The sequence below is a fragment of the Faunimonas pinastri genome (genome assembly GCF_900110915.1).
GTDB lineage: Bacteria > Pseudomonadota > Alphaproteobacteria > Rhizobiales > Afifellaceae > Faunimonas > Faunimonas pinastri.
Genome location: NZ_FOFG01000015.1, coordinates 1 through 20,180, shown reverse-complemented (window position 1 = coordinate 20,180; position 20,180 = coordinate 1). Strand labels below are relative to the sequence as shown.

18 protein-coding genes, 1 tRNA gene and 1 pseudogene are annotated in these 20,180 nt (G+C 63.9%); 8 read left to right on the top strand and 12 right to left on the bottom strand.

From position 1 onward, the window contains the following. The first annotated feature begins 69 nt into the window (after positions 1 to 69). From BMY25_RS16875 to hflX, 5 genes are all read left to right on the top strand, one after another. Positions 70 to 2,361 (top strand): sensor histidine kinase NtrY-like, encoded by a 2,292-nt coding sequence (locus BMY25_RS16875; protein WP_092498721.1) that lies wholly within the window; start codon positions 70 to 72, stop codon positions 2,359 to 2,361. A 2-nt stretch (positions 2,362 to 2,363) separates the two neighbouring features. Beyond that, positions 2,364 to 3,725 (top strand): nitrogen assimilation response regulator NtrX, encoded by a 1,362-nt coding sequence (gene ntrX / locus BMY25_RS16870; protein ID WP_092498719.1) that lies wholly within the window; start codon positions 2,364 to 2,366, stop codon positions 3,723 to 3,725. Positions 3,726 to 3,833: 108 nt separating this feature from the next. Next, a complete protein-coding gene (locus BMY25_RS16865; protein WP_092498717.1) occupies positions 3,834 to 4,691 on the top strand; it encodes a D-amino-acid transaminase in 858 nt (285 codons plus the stop codon). Between the two features lie 104 nt (positions 4,692 to 4,795). Next, positions 4,796 to 5,044: an RNA chaperone Hfq gene (gene hfq, locus BMY25_RS16860; RefSeq protein ID WP_092498716.1), complete on the top strand. Its 249-nt coding sequence runs from the start codon at positions 4,796 to 4,798 to the stop codon at positions 5,042 to 5,044. A gap of 36 nt (positions 5,045 to 5,080) precedes the next feature. Then, positions 5,081 to 6,481: a GTPase HflX gene (hflX, locus tag BMY25_RS16855; RefSeq protein ID WP_092498837.1), complete on the top strand. Its 1,401-nt coding sequence runs from the start codon at positions 5,081 to 5,083 to the stop codon at positions 6,479 to 6,481. Between the two features lie 20 nt (positions 6,482 to 6,501). Here the strand turns inward: hflX and mazG are convergent, their stop codons facing one another. Together mazG and BMY25_RS16845 are read right to left on the bottom strand one after the other, a co-directional pair. Further along, the gene (mazG, locus tag BMY25_RS16850; RefSeq protein ID WP_092498714.1) at positions 6,502 to 7,356 is read right to left on the bottom strand and encodes a nucleoside triphosphate pyrophosphohydrolase; all 855 of its coding nucleotides are present in this window, start codon (positions 7,354 to 7,356) and stop codon (positions 6,502 to 6,504) included. Between the two features lie 206 nt (positions 7,357 to 7,562). Then, positions 7,563 to 8,528: a DUF3829 domain-containing protein gene (locus BMY25_RS16845; protein ID WP_177176913.1), complete on the bottom strand. Its 966-nt coding sequence runs from the start codon at positions 8,526 to 8,528 to the stop codon at positions 7,563 to 7,565. Between the two features lie 242 nt (positions 8,529 to 8,770). Between BMY25_RS16845 and BMY25_RS16840 the strand changes: the two genes are divergently transcribed. Then, entirely contained in the window at positions 8,771 to 9,064 is a 294-nt protein-coding gene (locus tag BMY25_RS16840; protein WP_092498710.1) for a hypothetical protein, read from the top strand. Between the two features lie 75 nt (positions 9,065 to 9,139). On the opposite strand, the gene ybaK is transcribed toward BMY25_RS16840, so the two are convergent. The 8 genes from ybaK to BMY25_RS16800 all read right to left on the bottom strand — a co-directional run bounded on the left by ybaK (position 9,140) and on the right by BMY25_RS16800 (position 16,827). Further along, positions 9,140 to 9,610 carry a Cys-tRNA(Pro) deacylase gene (gene ybaK, locus BMY25_RS16835; protein WP_092498708.1) on the bottom strand — a complete coding sequence of 157 codons (471 nt, stop codon included), beginning with the start codon at positions 9,608 to 9,610 and terminating at the stop codon, positions 9,140 to 9,142. A 3-nt stretch (positions 9,611 to 9,613) separates the two neighbouring features. Next, a complete protein-coding gene (locus BMY25_RS16830) occupies positions 9,614 to 10,423 on the bottom strand; it encodes an MBL fold metallo-hydrolase (protein WP_092498706.1) in 810 nt (269 codons plus the stop codon). A gap of 2 nt (positions 10,424 to 10,425) precedes the next feature. After that, a complete protein-coding gene (locus BMY25_RS16825) occupies positions 10,426 to 11,211 on the bottom strand; it encodes a TatD family hydrolase (RefSeq protein WP_092498704.1) in 786 nt (261 codons plus the stop codon). Next, entirely contained in the window at positions 11,211 to 12,773 is a 1,563-nt protein-coding gene (gene metG / locus BMY25_RS16820; RefSeq protein WP_092498702.1) for a methionine--tRNA ligase, read from the bottom strand. Before metG ends, BMY25_RS16825 begins: the two co-directional genes overlap by 1 nt. Positions 12,774 to 12,791: 18 nt before the next feature. Beyond that, positions 12,792 to 13,892: a DNA polymerase III subunit delta' gene (locus tag BMY25_RS16815; RefSeq protein WP_092498700.1), complete on the bottom strand. Its 1,101-nt coding sequence runs from the start codon at positions 13,890 to 13,892 to the stop codon at positions 12,792 to 12,794. 3 nt (positions 13,893 to 13,895) lie between these two features. Beyond that, complete coding sequence (tmk, locus tag BMY25_RS16810) at positions 13,896 to 14,555, bottom strand: dTMP kinase (protein WP_092498698.1); 660 nt, start codon at positions 14,553 to 14,555, stop codon at positions 13,896 to 13,898. Continuing rightward, the gene (locus BMY25_RS16805; RefSeq protein WP_092498696.1) at positions 14,552 to 15,715 is read right to left on the bottom strand and encodes a D-alanyl-D-alanine carboxypeptidase family protein; all 1,164 of its coding nucleotides are present in this window, start codon (positions 15,713 to 15,715) and stop codon (positions 14,552 to 14,554) included. Before BMY25_RS16805 ends, tmk begins: the two co-directional genes overlap by 4 nt. 134 nt (positions 15,716 to 15,849) lie before the next feature. Then, on the bottom strand, positions 15,850 to 16,827 hold the full coding sequence (locus tag BMY25_RS16800) for a septal ring lytic transglycosylase RlpA family protein (protein WP_238858389.1): 978 nt from the start codon (positions 16,825 to 16,827) through the stop codon (positions 15,850 to 15,852). Between the two features lie 325 nt (positions 16,828 to 17,152). Here BMY25_RS16800 and BMY25_RS16795 point away from each other — a divergent pair. Then, positions 17,153 to 17,242, top strand: a tRNA-Ser gene (locus BMY25_RS16795). Positions 17,243 to 17,255: 13 nt separating this feature from the next. Beyond that, positions 17,256 to 18,983: a DUF6538 domain-containing protein gene (locus BMY25_RS16790; RefSeq protein ID WP_092498692.1), complete on the top strand. Its 1,728-nt coding sequence runs from the start codon at positions 17,256 to 17,258 to the stop codon at positions 18,981 to 18,983. A gap of 115 nt (positions 18,984 to 19,098) precedes the next feature. Here BMY25_RS16790 and BMY25_RS16785 read toward each other — a convergent pair. Together BMY25_RS16785 and BMY25_RS16780 are read right to left on the bottom strand one after the other, a co-directional pair. Beyond that, positions 19,099 to 19,251 (bottom strand): annotated as a pseudogene (locus BMY25_RS16785) (IS5/IS1182 family transposase); the annotation flags it as partial. Positions 19,252 to 19,343: 92 nt separating this feature from the next. Further along, positions 19,344 to 20,180: IS3 family transposase (locus BMY25_RS16780; protein ID WP_092498688.1), on the bottom strand; the 837-nt coding region annotated here is incomplete at its 5' end.

Sequence of the window (20,180 nt, the reverse complement as noted above, 5' to 3'; positions counted from 1 at the left end):
TCACGAGTGTTGCATCGGCGCATCGCGCAAGGCACCCTGTACGCATGAATCATCTTCGCGGTTTGATCAATGACGGTCGCTGAAGCCGGCGAGCGGCTCGGGCGCACGGTGCCATCCGGCTCGCGTGACCGGCGCCGCCTGTCGCGTCAGGTCGGCCTGTTGCTGGTGCTGCTGGCGCTGGCGACCTCGACCGTGTCCTTCCTGGTGCTGACCGGCGAAACCCGCATCCAGCCGTCGCCCAGCGTCATCAAGACGGCGGCTGTGGTCGACGGCGCCGTGGTGCTGATGCTGACCGCGGTCGTGGCCTACGAGGCGGTCGGGCTTTGGCTGGCGCGGCGCCGGGGCAGGGCGGCCGCCCGGCTCCATGTCCGTATCGTGACGCTGTTTTCCATCATCGCGGCCCTGCCGGCGATCCTGATGGCGGTGATCGCGTCCATCACACTCGACAAGGGGCTGGACCGCTGGTTCTCGGAGCGGACGCAGGCGATCATCGAAACGTCCCGGACGGTGTCGCAGGCCTATGTGCAGGAGCACAGCCGCGTTCTCGCGCTCGACCTCCTCGCCATTGCCAACGAATTCAACCGGGTCACGCCCAATCTCGACAACAACTCGCTTGCCGTGGCGGCTTATCTCAGCAACCAGGCGCAGCTTCGCGGCCTGTCCGCGATCCAGCTCATCCATCGCGACAAAAGCACCATCGTGGAAGGCGAGACGAGCACCAACTACAAGGTGCCGCCGCCGCCGGATAACGTGATCACCGAGGCGGAGGACGGCCAGCCCTCGCTGATCTCGCCGGGCACCACGAACCTGATCGGCGGCGTGCTCAAGCTCACCAAGTTCGACGACGTCTATCTGTATCTCGCGCGTCCGATCGATGCCCGCGTCACGCGTTATCTCCGCCTGACGGAGGAGAACGCCGCGGAATATCAGCAGCTCCAGTCCAACCGCTTCGGCGTGCAGATCGCGTTCGCGATCCTGTTCGTCGGCATGGCGCTGGTCGTGCTGCTTTCCGCGATCTGGCTCGGCATCAGCTTCGCCGACAGCCTCGTCGCGCCGATCCGCCGCCTGATCTCGGCGGCCGACGAGATTTCGGAGGGCAATCTCGACGTGCATGTGCCGGTGAAGGCATCGGCCGGCGACATCGGCCTGCTCGGCGCGACCTTCAACACCATGACCAGCGAGCTCAAGTCGCACCGCAACGACCTGCTCGCGGCAAACCAGCAGATGGATGAGCGCCGCCGCTTCACCGAGGCGGTTCTTTCGGGCGTTTCGGCCGGTGTGATCGGGCTCGACAGCAACATGGTCGTGACGCTTGCCAATCGCTCGGCGCTGGATGCGCTGAAGCTGGAGGAAGATGCCCTCGTCCAGTCGAAGCTCGCCGATGTGGTCCCGGAACTCGAACCCATTCTGGACGAGGCGCGAGCTCGCGGCAGGGGGACGACGCACGGCCAGATCCAGGTGGCGCAGGAGCGCGACCACCGCACCTTCAACGTGCAGGTGACGCAGGAGCGATCGGGCGGCCGCATGGACGGGCTGGTGGTCACGCTCGATGACATCACCGACCTTGTTTCCGCGCAGCGCCGTTCCGCCTGGGCCGACGTGGCGCGGCGCATCGCGCACGAGATCAAGAACCCGCTGACCCCCATCCAGCTGTCGGCCGAGCGCCTTCGCCGCCGGTTCGGCCCGCGCATCGCGGAGGACGACCGACGGGTCTTCGACCAGTGCACCGACACCATCGTGCGGCAGGTGGGCGATATCCGGCGCATGGTGGACGAGTTCTCGTCCTTCGCGCGGATGCCGAAGCCGATCATGGAAAGCCGCGACCTGCGCGAAGTCGTGAAGGAAGCCGTGTTCCTGCAGGAAGTCGGCAACCCGAACATCCGTTTCGACATTGACCTGCCGGAGGAGCCGGTGCTGGCGCTGATCGACAGCCGCTTGATGACGCAGGCGCTGACGAACATCGTCAAGAACGCGACCGAGGCTATCGAGGCGGCCGACCGGCCGGGCGGAGGCGGGGTGATTTCCGTCCACGTTTCGGAAAGCGACGAGGGTTCGCTGATCGAGGTCGAGGACGACGGAAAGGGGCTGCCGGTGGAGGACCGGGAAAGGCTCCTGGAGCCCTACATGACGACACGCGAGAAAGGCACCGGTCTCGGTCTCGCGATCGTGCGGAAGATCATGGAAGAGCAGGGCGGCACTATTGCGCTGACGGATGCGCGGGCCGTAAGCAATGGTGGCACCGGTGCCATGGTGCGACTGACATTTCCACATAGCGGCGGCGAGCACGAAGGGGTTGAAGGCGTCGCGATCGAGCAAGCTGGTTCCAGCCGAACAGGCTCCGGAACCGCGGAGGAAATCTAGGAATGGCAACCGATATCCTTGTTGTCGATGACGAAGCGGATATCCGCGATATCGTCGCCGGCATCCTGGAAGATGAAGGTCACGGGACACGAACCGCATCGGACAGCGACAGCGCCCTGAAGGTCATCGCCGACCGTCGGCCGAATCTCATTTTCCTCGACATCTGGCTGCAGGGCAGCCGGCTGGACGGTCTTGCCCTGCTGGACGAGATCCATCGGCAACATCCGGACATGCCGGTCGTGATGATCTCCGGCCATGGCAATGTCGAGACCGCCGTCTCCGCCATCAAGCGCGGGGCCTACGATTACATCGAGAAGCCGTTCAAGGCGGACCGCCTGGTCCTCGTCGCCGAGCGCGCGCTCGAAGCCTCGAAGATGAAGCGCGAGATCGCCGACCTCAAGCAGCGGTCGGGCGACACCAAGGGGCTCGTCGGCTCGTCCACCGTCATGAGCCAGCTGCGGCAGACGATCGAGCGCACCGCGCCGACAAACAGCCGCATCATGATCTTCGGCGCCTCCGGCTCCGGCAAGGAGCAGGTCGCCCGCACCATCCATGCCGCTTCCAGCCGCGCATCCGGCCCCTTCGTGGTGTTGAACGCGGCGGCGATCACGCCGGAGCGCATGGAGATCGAGCTCTTCGGCACGGAAGCCGTGAACGGATCGGCCCGCAAGGTCGGCGCGCTGGAAGAGGCGCACGGCGGCACGCTCTATCTCGACGAGATCGCCGACATGCCGCGCGAAACGCAGAACAAGATCCTGCGCGTGCTGCTCGACCAGACTTTCGAGCGTGTCGGCGGCTCCGGCCGCGTGAAGGTGGATGTGCGCATCCTGTCCTCCACGGCCCGCGACATGGAGACGGAGATCGCCGAAGGGCGGTTCCGCGAGGACCTTTTCCATCGCCTCAGCGTCGTGCCGCTGCGCGTTCCGGCGCTGGCGGAGCGGCGGGAGGATATCCCTGACCTCGTCGCCCTCTTCATGGGCCAGCTTTCCTCCTCAACCGGCCTGCCTGTACGCCAGATCGGCGAGGACGCGATGGCCGTGCTGCAGGCGCATGACTGGCCGGGCAACCTCCGGCAGCTCCGGAACAATGTCGAGCGGCTGATGATCCTGACGCGCGGCGATCCCGAGGCGGTGATCACGGCCGACATGCTGCCGTCAGAGATCGGTGAGATCCTGCCGTCGAGCCCGACCAACGGCTCCACGCACATCATGTCGTTGCCGCTTCGCGAGGCGCGCGAGGTGTTCGAGCGCGAATACCTGCAGGCGCAGATCAATCGCTTCAGCGGCAATATCTCGCGCACGGCGGAGTTCGTCGGCATGGAGCGCTCCGCCTTGCACCGCAAGCTCAAGAGCCTCGGCGTCTGATCGGACTCGTCCGGCTGCCCCCGAGCCTCGCTCGCTTCTGTTTGAGCGTTGCATCCACCCTGCCGGAGGCGCAGGAAAGCAGCGTGATTGCGCGATGAAAGGTCTGTCATGTCCCGCATTGCCTACGTGAACGGCCGCTATGTGCCGCACGCCCAGGCCCAGGTTCACATCGAGGATCGCGGCTATCAGTTCGCCGACGGGGTCTATGAGGTGTGCGAGATCCTGAAGGGCAGGCTGGTCGACCGGCGCCTGCATATGGACCGGCTGGAGCGTTCGCTGCGGGAGCTGTCCATCACGCCGCCCATGTCGCGCCTGGCGCTCGGCATGGTGCTGGACGAAGTGGTCGTGCGCAACCGCGTCCGCGAGGGCTTCGTCTACCTCCAGATTACGCGCGGCGTCGCGCGCCGCGATCATGCGTTCCCGACCGCCGATATCCGTCCGGCGGTGGTCGCCACGGTGCGCAGCATCTCGCGCGAGAAGAACGAGCACACGGCGGAGGAAGGCATCTCCGTCATCACCATGCCGGACAATCGCTGGGAGCGTGTGGACATCAAGACCGTCGGTCTGCTGCCCAACGCCATCGCCAAGACCAAGGCCCGGGAAGCCGGCGCCAAAGAGGCGTGGCTCGTGGACGCTGACGGTTTCGTCACGGAAGGGGCCTCCACCACGGCCTGGATCGTGACGCAGGACGGCGTGCTCGTCACGCGACCGAACGGCACCGGTATCCTGCCGGGTATCACCCGCATGACCGCGACCAGGGTGGCGGAACGCGAGGGCATTCGCGTGGAGGAACGCAAGTTTACCGTCGATGAGGCCAAGCGGGCGCGGGAGGCCTTCAGCACCGGCGCGACGACCATCATCACGCCGATCGTGGAGATCGACGGTTCGCCCGTCGCGAACGGTAAACCCGGCTCGATCGCGATGCGGCTCCGCGCCGCATTCCACGAAGTCGCTGAACTGGACTGAACGTTTTCGCACACCACATAGACGTGCGAAGGGGGTGACAGCGCCGGTGGAAACGGGCAGTGTCGCTTCCTCATAATAACCTAAGACCGGGCCGAAATCCTAAAATGGCTGAAAAGAGTCACAATCTTCAGGACACGTTCCTGAACCACGTCCGCAAGGCGAAGATCCCCCTCACGATTTTCCTCGTCAACGGCGTGAAACTCCAGGGCGTTGTTTCCTGGTTCGACAATTTCTGTCTGCTTCTGCGCCGCGACGGGCATTCCCAGCTCGTCTACAAGCACGCCATCTCGACAGTGATGCCGTCGCATCCGGTGCAGCTGTTCGAGCCCGAACAAGACGTTTCGGGTGAGTGATTGCAGAAATCGGACGAAACTGAACTGAACGCTCAGATGGACCGCTCCCCAAACGGGGCGGTCTCTCACTCCACCGCGGCGAAGCCGACGGTGGCGATCGTGATACTCCCGGTCACCAACCGCAACGACACCGACAATGCCGGAGAGCCGGACCTTTCCCGGGGCCGGGACGACCGACTGACGGAAGCTGTGGGCCTCGCCGAGGCGATCGGGCTGGTCATCGCGGACCGTCTGATCGTCCCCGTCCGCAAGGCGCTCCCGGCGACACTTCTCGGAACCGGCAAGGTCGAGGAAATCGCCGAGCTCGTGAAGACGCACGAGGCGGCGCTCGTCGTGGTTGATCATCCGCTTACACCCGTGCAGCAGCGCAACCTGGAAAAGGCGTGGACGGCCAAGGTCGTCGATCGCACCAGCCTTATTCTCGAGATCTTCGGCGACCGCGCGCAGACCCGGGAAGGGCGCCTGCAGGTTGAGCTCGCGCATCTGAACTATCAGCGCAGCCGACTGGTGCGGTCGTGGACTCACCTTGAGCGCCAGCGCGGCGGCTTCGGCTTCCTGGGCGGTCCCGGCGAGACCCAGATCGAAGCGGACCGTCGGCAGATCCAGGGCCGCATCAAGCAGATCGAGAAGCTGCTTGAAGGCGTGCGCAACATGCGTTCGGTCCATCGCGCCCAGCGCAAGCGCTCCGAACATCCGACAGTGGCGCTCGTCGGCTACACCAATGCCGGCAAATCGACACTGTTCAATCGCCTGACCGGCGCCGGCATCCTCGCCAAGAACATGCTTTTCGCAACGCTGGACCCGACGCTTCGGCGCGTGAAGCTGCCGCATGGCGAGGAGATCATCCTTTCCGACACCGTGGGATTCATCTCCGACCTGCCGACCTCGCTGGTTGCGGCCTTCCGCGCCACGCTGGAAGAGGTGCTGGAAGCCGACCTCATCCTGCATGTCCGCGATATCGCTACGCCGGAAAGCGAGCCGCAGGCGGCCGATGTCATGCATGTGCTGGCGGAACTCGGCATCATGCCCGGCGCAAACCGGGAAATGCTGGAGGTCTGGAACAAGGTGGACCTGCTCGATCCCGAGCAGCTGCACGCCGTGGAACTTCGCGCCGAGCGCGACGGCGTCAAGGCCGTCGCGGTTTCGTCAGTAACCGGGGAGGGGATCGACGCCCTGCTCTCCCGCATCACCGAGATTCTGTTCGGCGGCCGCCGCGTCATGACTGTTCGCCTTGCACCGAACCGCATGGGTGGAAGCTCATGGCTCTACGAGCACACGGAAGTGCTTGGCCGGACCGACGATCCGGATGATGGCAGCGCCGAGTTCCAGGTCCGGATTTCGGAAAAGCGGATCGAGAGTTTCCTGCACTGGGCGGCGCAAGCCTCCGCCGAGGTCTCGGGCCTGTCGGATGATCAGCAGGGCGCCGCGTTGGCCTGAGGCCACCACGCGGCGAGCGGCTAGGAGGCCTTTCCCGCCTCTGCCGCCTTGGCCTCCATCCAGAGGGCTTCCATCTCGTCCAAGGGTGCCTCGCCAAGCGCGCGGCCTCGCTCCCGCAGCGCTGTTTCGATGAAGCCGAAGCGGCGAAGAAACTTGGAATTTGTCGATCTTAGAGAGGCTTCCGGATCGATCTTCAGATGACGGCCGAGGTTCGCGACGGCGAAAAGCACATCGCCCAGTTCATCCTGCTGTCGCGCATGCTGCCCGACCGAGGGCTTGCCGCTCTCCGGCAGTTCGGCCTCGAACTCGTCCAGCTCCTCGCGGATCTTGGCGATAACGGCGCGCGGATCGTTCCAATCGAAGCCGACGCTGCCGGCGCGCTTCTGCAACTTCACGGCCCGCGTCAACGCCGGCATGCCAACCGGCACATCATCAAGGAGACCTGGTTCGCGGTGGGCTCCACCCGACGCATCCTGCCGCCTTGAAGCGCGGTCGGCTTTCTCCGTTGCCTTGATCTCGTCCCAGCGTCGCTTCACGTGGTCCGCATCGTCGGCCGTCAGCCCACCGAAGATGTGAGGATGGCGGCGGATCATCTTGGTAGTGATCGCCTCGACGACATCGCCGAACTCGAAAAGTCCTGCCTCGCTTGCCATGCGCGCATGGAAGACCACCTGGAACAGGAGATCGCCGAGTTCGTCGCAGAGGTCGTCGAAATCCTGCCGCTCGATCGCATCCACGACCTCATACGCTTCCTCGATGGCATAGGGAGCGATGGATGTGAAATCCTGCTTCAGGTCCCACGGGCAGCCGGATTGCGGATCCCGAAGCCTCGCCATGATCGCAATGAGATCGCTGATGTCGCGGCTGGAATTCATCGTTGGCGCTCCGTGGTGTCGATCTCTCTTGCCATGGCCGAGCCGGAATTCCAAACCGAGAGAGGGAGGGCATCCCTCGGGACCTATCCGGTACCCGCCATTCGCATAACATATATTATGGAACCAGATTGTCTTGCGGCCCGGCATTTGGGGCGTTTTCCGTTAGCTCCGCGACGCCTGCCTTCCGGTCGGCGTCGCGCTGAATTTCAGCAGGAAGGCCTGTTGAAGCTGTTGATCATGTTGTTGAACTGCTGATTGAGGTCCTTCGCCCCGGCCTGCAGCGTGCCCAGCCGAAGCGACGCCGGCAGCGGGCTCTTGCGCTTCTCTTCCGCTTCGTAGCTGCCATTGCGCAGCTTCTCTATCACGGTGCGTCCTTGGGCCAGGAACGAGTTGATCGAGCTCATCATGCCGCTACAGTTGGCGCTGGCCTTCATCTTCGCATTCCAGTTGTTGGCTGCGTCGTTGACCTGATTGATATCCGTCTCGAACGTGTTTCGGAGTTCCTCCGACGATGGCTCGCCGAAGAGCCTGGCCGCATCGTCCATCGCAGTCTTCGAGTAGAAGATGAGTCCCGCGCGGAAATACGCGGCGGTGTCCTTTGGCGCCTCGTCGAAGCGGCGTTTCGTCAGCACCCGGTCGCGCTTGTCCACCCCGTCCATGAACGCCGCTTCCTGCTGGGCTGTCTCCGTCAGGGCTGCAAGATAGTCCGCGTTTCTCGCCCGTGCCTTGTCGCCCTTGTCCGCCAGATACCCCTTCGAGTCGGCGTAATTGGAGAGTTCGTGGCTGATCGGCGAAAGCTGTTCCAGCGCCGACCTGAAAGATTGCGCTGCGGCATCGATCTCCGGAATCGGCGCGGCGAGCGCTAGGGCATCCTTCAGCTCGCTCGCGAGCCTGTCGATCCGGTTATCTTGTTCGACGTAGTATTCATTAAGCGGCTTCGCGGTCGCGAGTTTCGGCACGATTCGCTCGCGATAGCTATCCAGTGCCTCGCGGAAACCCCGGGTCAGATCGTTGGCGACGCCGATGTAGTCGTTGTACTTCTCGATCTCGGCCTGGCTGGATGTGATCTTCGCGGATGCCTGGGAAGGCTCTTTCTTGTTCTGGTCGTCGCATCCGGCGACGAAGGTGGATGTGCCAAGAAGCATGAGGCCCAAGGCGAACTGCCGTATCATGTATCGTCCCGTTTCAATTTCATCAGAGCGGTTGCTTGCCGCCCGATCTGCTCCGGTAAACCGCCTCATCCGTCTTTGATGTCGAAGCCGATGATGCCGCTGCTACAGGGCCGTCGTGGCATTTCGGCCTGGCGGGATCAAGGTTCCCGGTTCGAATGATCGGCCAGCCGTTGGTTTTCCATGGGTGGACGGATGCGCTCGCAATCCCTATCCATTCGGCATCAGAGTCTAAGGTATCCGTAATGAAACTTGCCGCCCGCCTGTCCATCGCCCTGGTCGCAGCCGTTATCGTCGGTGGCGCCTTCATGGCCTATGACAAATCGCGAGGCGCGGAATGGGAGGTCTCGCCGCAGCAGATCGCCGAGGCGAAATCCAGGGGGCAGATCGGCTATGAGACGCGTCCGGGCACCGTGGCTGTCGTCGCGATTCGCAAGGAGACGGCCGACGCGCTGCCGTTGAAGTGGGCCGTGGTCGGCGTAGCCGCCGGGGCGTTCGTTCTTTCGGCCACGCGCAGGCGCAAGCCGAAGATCGCCTGATCCGTCCACCGGTCCGATCGACGCGGTGCGATCGGGAGATCCGTCGGTATAGAGCGGCTCCTGTCGAACCGGCGATCAGGTGAGGTCCGCGACCACCGCCTTGAGCGCTTCCACCGCACTCGCGGGGTCGATCTGCACCTGCAGGCCCCGCTGGCCGCCATTGATGAAGACATGCGGGTGTTCGAGCGCCGCCGCCTCGACGGCCGTCGGGACCTGCCGCTTCTGTCCGAACGGACTGATCCCGCCGACATGGTAGCCGGTGCTCCGCTCCGCATCGGCTGGCTTCATCATCTGCGCCGACTTGCCGCCAAAGGCGCTCGCGAGCTTCCTCATGCTGACCTCGCGGTCGGACGGAACGACGACGCAAACGGTCCTGCCGTCCACCTGCGCCATCAGCGTCTTCAACACGATTTCGGGGGAAGCGCCGATGCTTTCAGCCGCATGCAGCCCGATGCGCTCGACGTTCGGATCGTACTCGTAGGTGCGCGTCTCGTACGCAATCTTCGCCTTGTCGAGTGCCAGCGTCGCGCGCGTCGATTTCGCCATCGCTCAGTCCACCTCCACGTCGAAACTCATGCCGTCATAGGCCGGCTCGACGCCTTCCGGCAGGCTCCGGCGAAGCGTCTCGTAATCGAGATCCACATGCATGTGCGTGAGGATCGTGCGTTTCGGTTTCAGCCGCTCCGCCCAGCTCAGCGCCTCGTCCACGGAAAAGTGGCTCGGATGCGGCTTGTAGCGGAGCGCATCCACGATCCACACGTCGAGCCCCTGCAGTTCCGCGGCCGCGCGCTCGTCGAGATCGCTCACGTCGGACGAATAGCCGAAGCGGCCAAAGCGAAAGGCCAGCGACTTGATGCGGCCATGCTGCTGCTCGATCGGCAGCGCCGTGACCGACCCCCCTGGCCCCACCACGCTGACCGGTTCACCGGCAACGAGGCGGTGGGCGTTCAGGATCGGCGGATAATCGCTTCCCGGCGGCGTCTCGAAGCAATAGCCGAACCCCTCGACAAGCCGTTCCATGGTCAGATCGTTGGCGTGGATATCGACACGCTGGCGCATGTTGAGAACGAAGCCACGGAGATCGTCGATCCCGTGGATATGGTCGGCATGAGGGTGCGTGTAGAGCACCCCGTCGATGCGCGCGAGGCTGGCGCTGATCGATTGCTCACGCAGGTCGGGGCTGGTGTCGACCAGAACGTCGGTCGTGGCACCCGCCTCCCCGCGCTGCACGAGAATGGAGCAGCGCCGACGGCGGTTCTTCGGGTTTTCCGGATCGCACGCCCCCCAGTCGCCACCGATGCGCGGCACGCCCGGAGACGAGCCGCAACCTAGAACGGTGACCTTGAGGCTGTGGGACATGCTCAGGCTTCTTCCGCAGGGACCTTGGAAAAGAGACGCAGGAAGTTCTCGGTCGTCTGGCTCGCGATCTCTTCCAGCGAGACGCCCCGCGTTTCCGCCAGCACCTTCGCGGTTTCCCGCGTGAAGGCCGGCTCGTTCCGCTTGCCACGATGCGGCACGGGCGCGAGGAACGGCGCGTCTGTCTCGACCAGGATGCGGTCGGACGGCATGTCCTTGGCGATGGCCCGGATCTCGGGCGAGTTGCGGAACGTCAGGATGCCGGAAAACGAAACATAGAGCCCGAGAGCGATTCCCGCTTCGGCCAGGGCGCGGCCGGAGGAGAAGCAGTGCAGCACGGCCGGGAATGCGCCGGCCGCCGTCTCCTCGCGCAGGATCGAGATCATGTCCTCGTCGGCACTGCGGGCATGGATCACTAGTGGCAACCCGGTGGTGCGGGCAGCCGCGATATGGGTCCGGAAGCCCTGCTCCTGAGCTTCTCGCGGCGACGTATCGTAATGATAGTCGAGCCCCGCCTCCCCGATCGCGACGACCTTCGGGTGTTCGGATAAACGCACGAGATCGTCGACGGTTATGTCGAGTTCCTCATGGGCATTCTGAGGATGCGTGCCGACCGAGCACCAGACATTCGGAAACCGCTCGGCGATCGCGCGGATCTTGTCGAACTCGCGAACGCGCGTGGAGATCGTGACCAGTCGCCGGACGCCCGCGTAGCCGGCGCGACGGACGACGTCGTCGAGCTCCGTCGCGAAGTCCGGGAAATCCAGATGGCAGTGGCTGTCGACCAGCATCAGCCTTCCTTCTCCGCCGTTTCAGGCTCGACATAGCGCGGGAAGACGCCCTGCGGCGCGGGGAGCACGGTTCCGGACGAAAGTCGGCCGGCGGCACCGAGTTCCGCAAAGCCGCGCTTCTCCTCCGGCACGGCGAGCAGATCGAGCAACTTGCCGGCGGAGCCCGGCATCACCGGCTGGATCAGGATGCCGATCTGGCGGACGACCTCCGCTGTCACGTAGAGGACGGTCGCCATGCGGGCCGGATCGGTCTTGCGAAGAGCCCAGGGCGCCTGTCCGGCGAAGTAGCGGTCGGCCTCGGCCACGACCTGCCAGATCGCGTTCAGCATGGCGTGGATCGCCTGCGTCTTCATCTCTGCGCGGGCAATCTCGAGAAGCGCATCGGTGGACGCGAGCATCGCCTCGTCCTCGGGCGTGAAGGCGCCGGGCTCCGGCACGATACCGCCGAGGTTCTTGGCGATCATCGACAGCGAGCGCTGCGCGAGATTGCCGATCCCGTTAGCGAGATCGGCATTGATGCGGTTGGCGATCGCTTCGTGGCTATAGGAGCCGTCCTGCCCGAAGGCGACTTCGCGCAGCAGGAAGTAGCGGACCGGGTCCAGCCCGTAATGCTCGGTGATGGCGAAGGGGTCGATCACGTTGCCGACCGACTTCGACATCTTCTCCCCGCGATTGAAGAGGAATCCATGCGCGAAGACACGCTGCGGAAGCGGCAATCCGGCCGACATCAGGAAGGCCGGCCAGTAGACCGCGTGGAAGCGGACGATATCCTTGCCGATCACATGGAGATTGGCAGGCCAATAACGCCAAAGATCAGATAATTCATCGGGATAGCCGAGTGCGGTAATGTAGTTCGTGAGCGCATCCACCCACACATACATCACATGCTTCTCGTCGCCCGGAACGGGGATGCCCCAGTCGAACGTGGTTCGCGAGATCGAAAGGTCCCTGAGGCCGCCTTTGACGAAGCTCATCACCTCGTTGCGGCGCTCCTGCGGGCCGATGAACTCCGGATGCTCCTCGTAGTGCTTCAGCAGTCGCTCGGCAAAGTCCGAGAGCCGAAAGAAATAGCTCTCCTCCTCGACCCACTCGACGGGGGTTCCCTGAGGTCCGTAGCGTACACCGTCCGCACGGACCTCGGTCTCGTCCTCCCCGTAATAGGCTTCGTCCCGAACCGAATACCAGCCGGAATAACCGCCCTTGTAGATGTCGCCGGCGTCCTGCATCCGCTTCCAGATCGCCTGGCTGGCCGCGTAGTGGCGCTCGTCGGTGGTGCGGATGAAGTCGTCGTTGGAGGCGCCGAGCACCTGCGCCATCTCACGGAAACGCTCCGAGTTCCGGTCCGCAAGCTCACGCGCGGTCAGGCCCTGCGCACGAGCAGTCTGCAGCATCTTGATGCCGTGCTCGTCCGTGCCCGTCAGAAAGCGCACGTCGTAGCCGTCGAGCCGCTGGAAGCGCGCGATCGTGTCCGTCGCGATCATCTCGTAGGCATGGCCGATATGGGGAACGCCGTTGGGATAAGCGATGGCGGTCGTGATGTAGAAAGTCGGCGTGTCGCTCATCGCAAATACCTGAACCGTTTAGGCGACGCCGTGGGATACGGGCCGGCGGATCGCCTCCGCCGTCGTCTCCAGCACGTCAAGGACGAACTGCCTGACGTCGAGATTGTAGGTGTCCACCTCAGCGGCGGACCGGGCCGCCTTTTCCCATAGCTCCGCCCAGATGACAATCGGCAGCATCGGCGGATCGACAGACGCGCCGGGCTCGGCCTCACCGCGAATGCGGCGATGAAGATAGCCTGAATACAGATCCATGAAGCGCGGCAGGAGCCCGCTGCCCGTCTGGCCGACGAGATCGGCGAGCTTCAGCATCATTCTGGGGTGCCCGCTGGCCAGCGTCTCCGAAAGGAGATGCTGCAGGGCGAGCCCATCCTCGCGCACCAGTTCGATGTAGCGGCGCGGACTTCCCTCCGCGAGTTTCAGCGCGACTTCATGCTCCTGCCCGGAGCGCAAAGAAGCGGGGTCGACGTCCCGGAGCACGCGCTCGACGGCGCCATCCGCAAGAGATGGCATGCGAAGAACGCGACAGCGCGACAGGATCGTCGGCAGCAACCGTCCGGGCGTCTCTGCCATCAGGAAGAAGATCGTGCGCGGCGGCGGCTCCTCCAGTGCCTTCAGAAGCGCGTTCGCGGCGCTGCGGTTCATGTCGTCGGCGGGGTCCACCAGCACGAAGCGCCAACCGCCCTCGCCTGCGGTCGTCCCCAGAAACGGAACGATGCGGCGGACTACATCGACCGACAATTCCGTGCGGAAGCGCTTGCCGCGGTCGTCCCAGTCGCGCTGTAGATGCAGCAGGTTCGGATGCGAGCCGTTGGCGATGCGTCGCGCCACCGGGTGATCGGCGGAAACGGCGAGATCGCCCAGGGAGGCCAGAGCGGGATCCCGGGCATCGGGATGAGCAAGCGCGAAGCGGGCGAAGCGGAAGGCCAGCGTGGCCTTGCCGATTCCCCGGTCGCCGGCCAGCAACCAGGCATGGTGCATGCGCCCGGAGCGATACGCATCCAGCAGCGCTTGCTCCATCGCGCCATGACCGAACAGGAGCGGATTCTCCCTCGGCAACCGTACGCCCTCGATGGCATCGACCAGCAGCCGGTCCTCAGCCTGTTTCGGAGCTCTCGCCATGGCTCAGGCGGGCTCCGGCAGCATGGCGCCGAGCCGGCTCGAGACCTGGCTGACGATCGCCCGCGCGACCTCCTCAGGCGTGAGACTGGCGTCGATCACCGCGCACCGGGTCGGTTCCGCGGCTGCGATTGCCAGGAACGCGGCCCGGCGTGCCTCGTGCACGGTAAGACTGTCCCGCTCGAATCGGTCTGCGGGCTGCCGCCGCTCGCCCGCGCGGCGAAGGCCCTCGCTGGCGGGGAGATCGAGAATCAGGGTGAGATCCGGCCTGAGATCGCCGACCGCGATCCGCTCCAGCCGGTCGAGTTCCTGTCCGGAGACCTGCGAACTGCCCTGATAGGCGCGGGTGGAGTCCATGAAACGGTCGCAGACGACCCACTGCCCAGCCCGCAGCGCCGGGGCGATTGTCACGGCCACATGGTCGGCGCGCGCCACGGCGAAAAGCAGGGCTTCGGCAGCCGGACCGAACGGCGCGGCGCGACCGCCCAGGAGCAGCCGCCGCATCGCCTCCGCATCGGGACTCCCACCCGGCTCGCGCGTGCGCACGACCTGAACCCCGCGCGAACCAAGCCATTGCTGGAGTAGCTGCGCCTGCGTGGATTTTCCCGCGCCCTCCCCGCCTTCCAGCGTGATGAACCGGCCCCGCTGGCCTTCTTCGGACGTCACAGCCAGCCGAGCAGCAACTGGTCCAGAGCGCTGATCGCCCGGTCCTTCAACGAGCCCTGCGCGACAGCTTCGGTCGTAAAGAGCGGCGTTTCCTGGATGACCTTGTCTCCGTCGGTCACGCGAAGCACACCGACCTTGGCTCCGGCACCGACCGGCGCCTTCAGCGGCCCCTGATAGATCGCCTGCGCCTTGAGGCTGCTCTGCGACGAGCGCTGGATCAGCATCGTCACCGCGCCCTTGGCCTGCAGCGGCACGCTGCCCGTCACGCCACCGAAGACCTTGGCGTCGGTCACGGTCTCGCCGTCCTTGAAGGCGGTAATCTGCCGGAACGAACGGAAACCCCATTCCAGAACGTTGCGCGATTCCGCCTCGCGCTCCTTCATCGACTTCAGCCCGTTCACCACCACAATAAGGCGCTGGCTGTTGGCGACAGCCGATCCAACCAGTCCGTAGCCGGACTCCTTGGTGGCACCGGTCTTCAGTCCGTCGGCGCCCACGCCCAATGACAAAAGCGGATTGCGATTACGCTGGGTGATCTTGTTCCAGGTGAACTGCGGCTCGGCGAAGATCGGATAATAGTCGGGATAGGTCTGGATGATGTGGCGCGCCAGCAGCGCGAGGTCGTGCGCCGTCACGTATTCATCCGAATCCGGCAGCCCCGTCGCATTGGCGAAATGCGAATGCGACAGCCCGATTTCCTTGGCCCGCTGGTTCAGCCGGTCGGCAAAGGCGATCTCGGAACCCGCGATCCCTTCCGCGAAGGCGATCGCCGCATCGTTGCCGGACTGGACCAGCAGCCCGCGCAGGAGATCATGAACGGCCACACGCGAATTCAGCTTTGCGAACATCGTCGAGCCGTCGGTGGAAGCGCCCCCCTTCCGCCAGGCGTTTTCGGAGATGGTAAACTCGTCATCCATCGACAGCGCATGCGTCTGAAGTTGATGAAAGACGTACTCGGCCGTCATCAGCTTGCCCATGGATGCGGGAGCCATGCGGTCTTCGCCGGCCTTGTCGAAGAGAATCGTGCCGCTGCCGTAGTCCATCAGGACGGCATAGGGCGCCTTGGTGTCGAAAGACTGCGCAAGGGCTGCGCCGTCGAGGGTCGCCAGCGACAGGATGGCGAGCGAGGCCGAAACAAGGATCCGCCGGATCAGGAACATAGGACCGACTCCGGATGGTGAGCAGTCGTCACCTTGCCCGTCGCGATCCGCAGAATCAACCGTTACGCCTGATTTGTGCCACCTCCTCAACAAGAAGTGGCTGCGAGGCCGAGGCAGGCCTCACGTGGGCCTGTTCAGTCGAACGAGCCGAAAGCGGCGGCAACGCGGTCGTTAGCCTCGGTCTCGTTCCGCTCCGCCCCCGCCGATGCCTGGACCGGAGACTCAACCTTCGAGACTGGCGCCTCGGACTTCGAGACATCGAGCGGCCGCTGGAAGGTGGCCTGCTCGACCGGTGCGGAACCGGTCATGCCCTGCAGTGAAGCAAGGCGCACCGGAGCAGGCGATTTCCCCGGCCTGGAACCATGGGCGACGGCGACGGTCGCGCGCTGGGCGGAGCTTGAATCGTGCGGCTTCACGAGAACCGGGCGGGAAGCAGGAAGCCGGGACGTGGAGGCGTAGGCCAGCGGCTGCTCCGCAGAGCTGTCCGCGTCCGCCCCGATGTCGGCCTGTGCGACCATCTGGCGAGATTCGGAACGTGCCGCCGGGACCGGCTTATGCGGCTCGACAGAGGCCAGCATCACAGCCGGAGCCTTGGCGGGCGTTCCGGTATCGGTCTGGAGCGAAGCCATCAGGAACTTCTCGTCGTTTCCCTCAAGCGGCGCTTTCTTGACGAACTGGACCCGGACCGAAGCCGTGCCGGCACCCTTGAAAGCGAGCAGATCGGCCGCCCGCTCGGACACGTCGATCAGCCGGTTGCTGTGATACGGGCCGCGGTCGTTTACGCGAACCAGCAACGAACGATGGTTCTGGAGGTTCGTAACTCGCACATAGCTCGGCAGCGGCAGGGTCGGGCTGGCGGCCGTGATGCTGCCGACGTCGTATACTTCGCCATTGGCCGTGCGGCGACCATGGAAATCGGATCCGTACCAGGAAGCGAGGCCGGATCTGTCGAAGTCCGGATCTTCCTTGGGCTTGTACCAGCGGCCGGCAACCTTGTACGGCCCGCCAAGCTGGTAACGACCGCCGCCCTTCGGGATTGGACCGGATTCGACCACCCGGGGACTGGCGGAAACGCCCAGACCGTCATCGAGTTGGGCCGTCTTCTGAGTCACGGACTGCGAAGCGCAGGCTGCAACCAAACTACACAACGTCGCAAGTGCAACGGGCCCTACGAAACGGCCCGGATTCCTCGTGAATTGGTGATCGGTCAAATCGTGTGTCCCCGTCGCGCCAATGCAGAAGCTAGCCTGATATTGGCCTAACTTTGGCGATTTGGAAACCCTTTAGAGACTCGCTGTGGAAATCGGATGATTACCGAAGGCTGAAAGGCAATGGTTAACGGCGATCGAAGCTGTTCAGAAATGCTGATTCCGCGTCGCTGTTGCAGAAACGCGGCCCTTGCTTTTCCCGTCCCTTTCGCGCCAAAAGACTGCCTCCGGATGGGTGGCCGAGCGGTTTAAGGCACCGGTCTTGAAAACCGGCGTACGGGAGACCGTACCGTGGGTTCGAATCCCACCCCATCCGCCACGCTAAGTCATTGATGTTAGCGCAGAAAATCGCGTTTTTCTCCGCCTCGCTGTCACAGCTCGATGTCACAGGAGCAGGCATGGGAGCGGATTATTTCTGGCGGCGTGGAGAGGTCTTCTGGTTTCGACGCGCCCTCCCCGTTAACCTCCGTTTCCGCAAAGGTTGTGGAGATGTTCGCATCTCCCTTAGAACTTGTAATCCGGCTCAGGCGCGACGGATGGCAGTGGAGATGGAGAGCTGGGAGGAGATGCTGGCTGCAGCGCAGCTGGAGGATCCCGAACATCCAGAGCGTGTTCTAAACCGTAAGATGCGGCAAACAGCTCTGGAAGTGATCGAACAAGAGCGTGAGATCGCCGACATATGCGTCAGGACAGCAGAGCTGAAAGGCCTTATTGCCCACGGGCGCGATGTGGATGCCATGGGTCGGCTCATCAGGGAGAAGCTCGGTCCCGCAACAGCAGAGCTGAGCATCGTCAGCTCGATTCTTCAGAAGCTGCCGGAGTTCCTCAGACAAAAAGAGGCATCTGCCCCGGATTTCCCGGCGACACTGGTCGAACTTGAGCAGCGGCTATCTGTGCAGATCCAGAACGCTCATCGGACACGATGGTCGGGTCGGCTGCTGTCAGACGCGGTCAACGACTTTTTGGAATGGAAAACTGCCGATCTTGGCCCTGGCTCGAAGCACGCCACCGTCTATCCGACGAAGTTGAAGCTCTTCTACCTGACGGTGGGCGACAAGCCGTTGCGGGACTACAGCGCGGGCGATGTTGAAGGGTTTCGGGATCTCCTGGATCGGACACCAGCCCATGCTCTGCAAAAGCACGGAGCCATGACAGACCTGAAGTCCGCAGTGGCAATTGCGGATGCAGAGAATGAACGCCGCGAGCGGAAGGGCGCGCCAGCGGTCAATGTCATCAAACCCGGGACGGTCGATGACGCCTACTTGAGCCCTGTGAAGACCATGTTCGAGTTCTTCAAGAATCGCGGCATGATAGAAATAAATCCTGCAAGAGGCATTGTTTCCAGGCGGACGCGTGAAGCCAATCGTTATGAGAGAGACGACGAGTCACGCCTCCCCTTCAATGTTGAGCAGATCAACCTTATCTTTCAGCTGTTCGCCCGGTTTTCTCCGGCATCTGAGATGTACTGGCTCCCAGTCCTTGCCCTCTATACGGGCGCGCGACTGAACGAACTTTGCCAGCTCACCGCTGAACACGTGCGTCTGCATAACCAGCGCTTCCACCTGGACCTACTGACTGAAACAGAGAGCCGACTCCGACCAAAGCGCCTCAAGCTGAAGTCGGCAGCAGCTCGCAGGCTGGTCCCAATCCACGACGAGCTTATCCGAATCGGATTTCTGGACTTCGTAGAACTCCGTCGCAAAGGAGGCGGAAGGCTGTTTCAGAACCTGGAGGCTGACCAGTGGGGCTACTACTCGGGTGCTGTTGGAAAGCGTCTGAACCGCGGTATCCACAAATTGAAGATCCGGGGTCCGGATTACACCTTCTACAGCTTCCGCCATTGTTTTTCTGCGGCCTGCACCCGTGCAGCAGTGCCGGACAGAACGAAAGACAGACTGATGGGACATAAGATCCAAGGGGCTCAGGGCTACTATGGAAGCCCCAAACCCGAGCCCGAGGAATCTGCAGTTATCGACCACCTCTCCTTCCCCGGTGTCGATCTCTCCCCTTACCTGCAAGACAAGCCAAGCAAGCAGAAGAAGGCTCGTCGGTCCCGTTGACCTTGGGCGGCTCCAGCCAGTCTGCCTTGCGCCGAGACCGTTGAGGAAGTCGCGGTCGGGCGATGGCGATTGACGGTGATGTCTGGACGGATTGAAATCGGGTCGTCGGCTTCTGTCAGGCTGCCTTCAGCCCTGGCACCGGGATGAGCTTGGCCATCCTGCGAAGGTTCTGAGCTGTCGTTGCGCGGTGGAACTCGTCGCGTGCGCCATTCGGACCTCGTAGCCGCAGACGATCCAGCTTTAGGATTCGCTTGAGATGCGCCAACAGGATTCGACTTCTTCCTCTGCCGTTTGGAACTTTGCCCTTCCTCCTCTTCATGATGGCTCGCGCCATTGAGGGAGTGACCTGCCCCTGAGTTTTCATCCAGCGGCGACCTGAGTCCTGGCGTTTGTTACGCTTCTCAGCGCGGTGTGAGCAACAGGCCGTCCCGCGCAGCTTTCAAGTCGCGCAGCGGGTCGGCCTGTTGCGGTCAGGCTCGCGGCATAGGCCGCAGGGGTGAGGTAGCCGATCGAGGAGTGCGGACGGCTGTGGTTGTAGTCGTCCGTCCATGCCGCCAGCTTCTGGCGGGCGTGGCCAAGGTCGAAGAACAGGCTCTCGTTCAGCAGTTCATCCCGCATCCGGCCGTTGAAGGATTCGACGAAGCCGTTCTGCGTCGGCTTGCCCGGCGCGATGTAATGCCAAGCGACGGCGTGATCCTGTGACCAGGCCAGGATGGCGGTCGAGGTGAACTCCGTCCCGTTGTCGCTGACGATCATCGCCGGCCGCCCTCGGCGCGCGATCAGCGTCGTCAGTTCCCGCGCCACCCGCCGCCCCGATATCGAGGTGTCCGGGATCGCCGCCAGGCACTCGCGGGTGACGTCGTCGACCACATTCAGGATGCGGAACCGACGACCGCCCGTGAACTGGTCGTGCACGAAGTCCAGCGACCAGCGCGCGTTGGCGCGGTGCTCCATCAGGATCGGCGCCCGCGTGCCGATCGCTCGTCGGCGCGACCGGCGCTTGCGCACCGTCAGCCCTTCCTCGCGATACAGGCGGTAGATGCGGTTCTTGCCCGATGCCTCGCCCTCGCGCCTCAGCAGCACAAACAAGCGACGGTAACCGAACCGCCGCCGCTCGGTCGCCAGTTCCCGCAGACGCTCGCGCAACGCCGTGTCCGGCGGACGACAGGACCGGTACCGCACCGTCTTGCGGTCCGC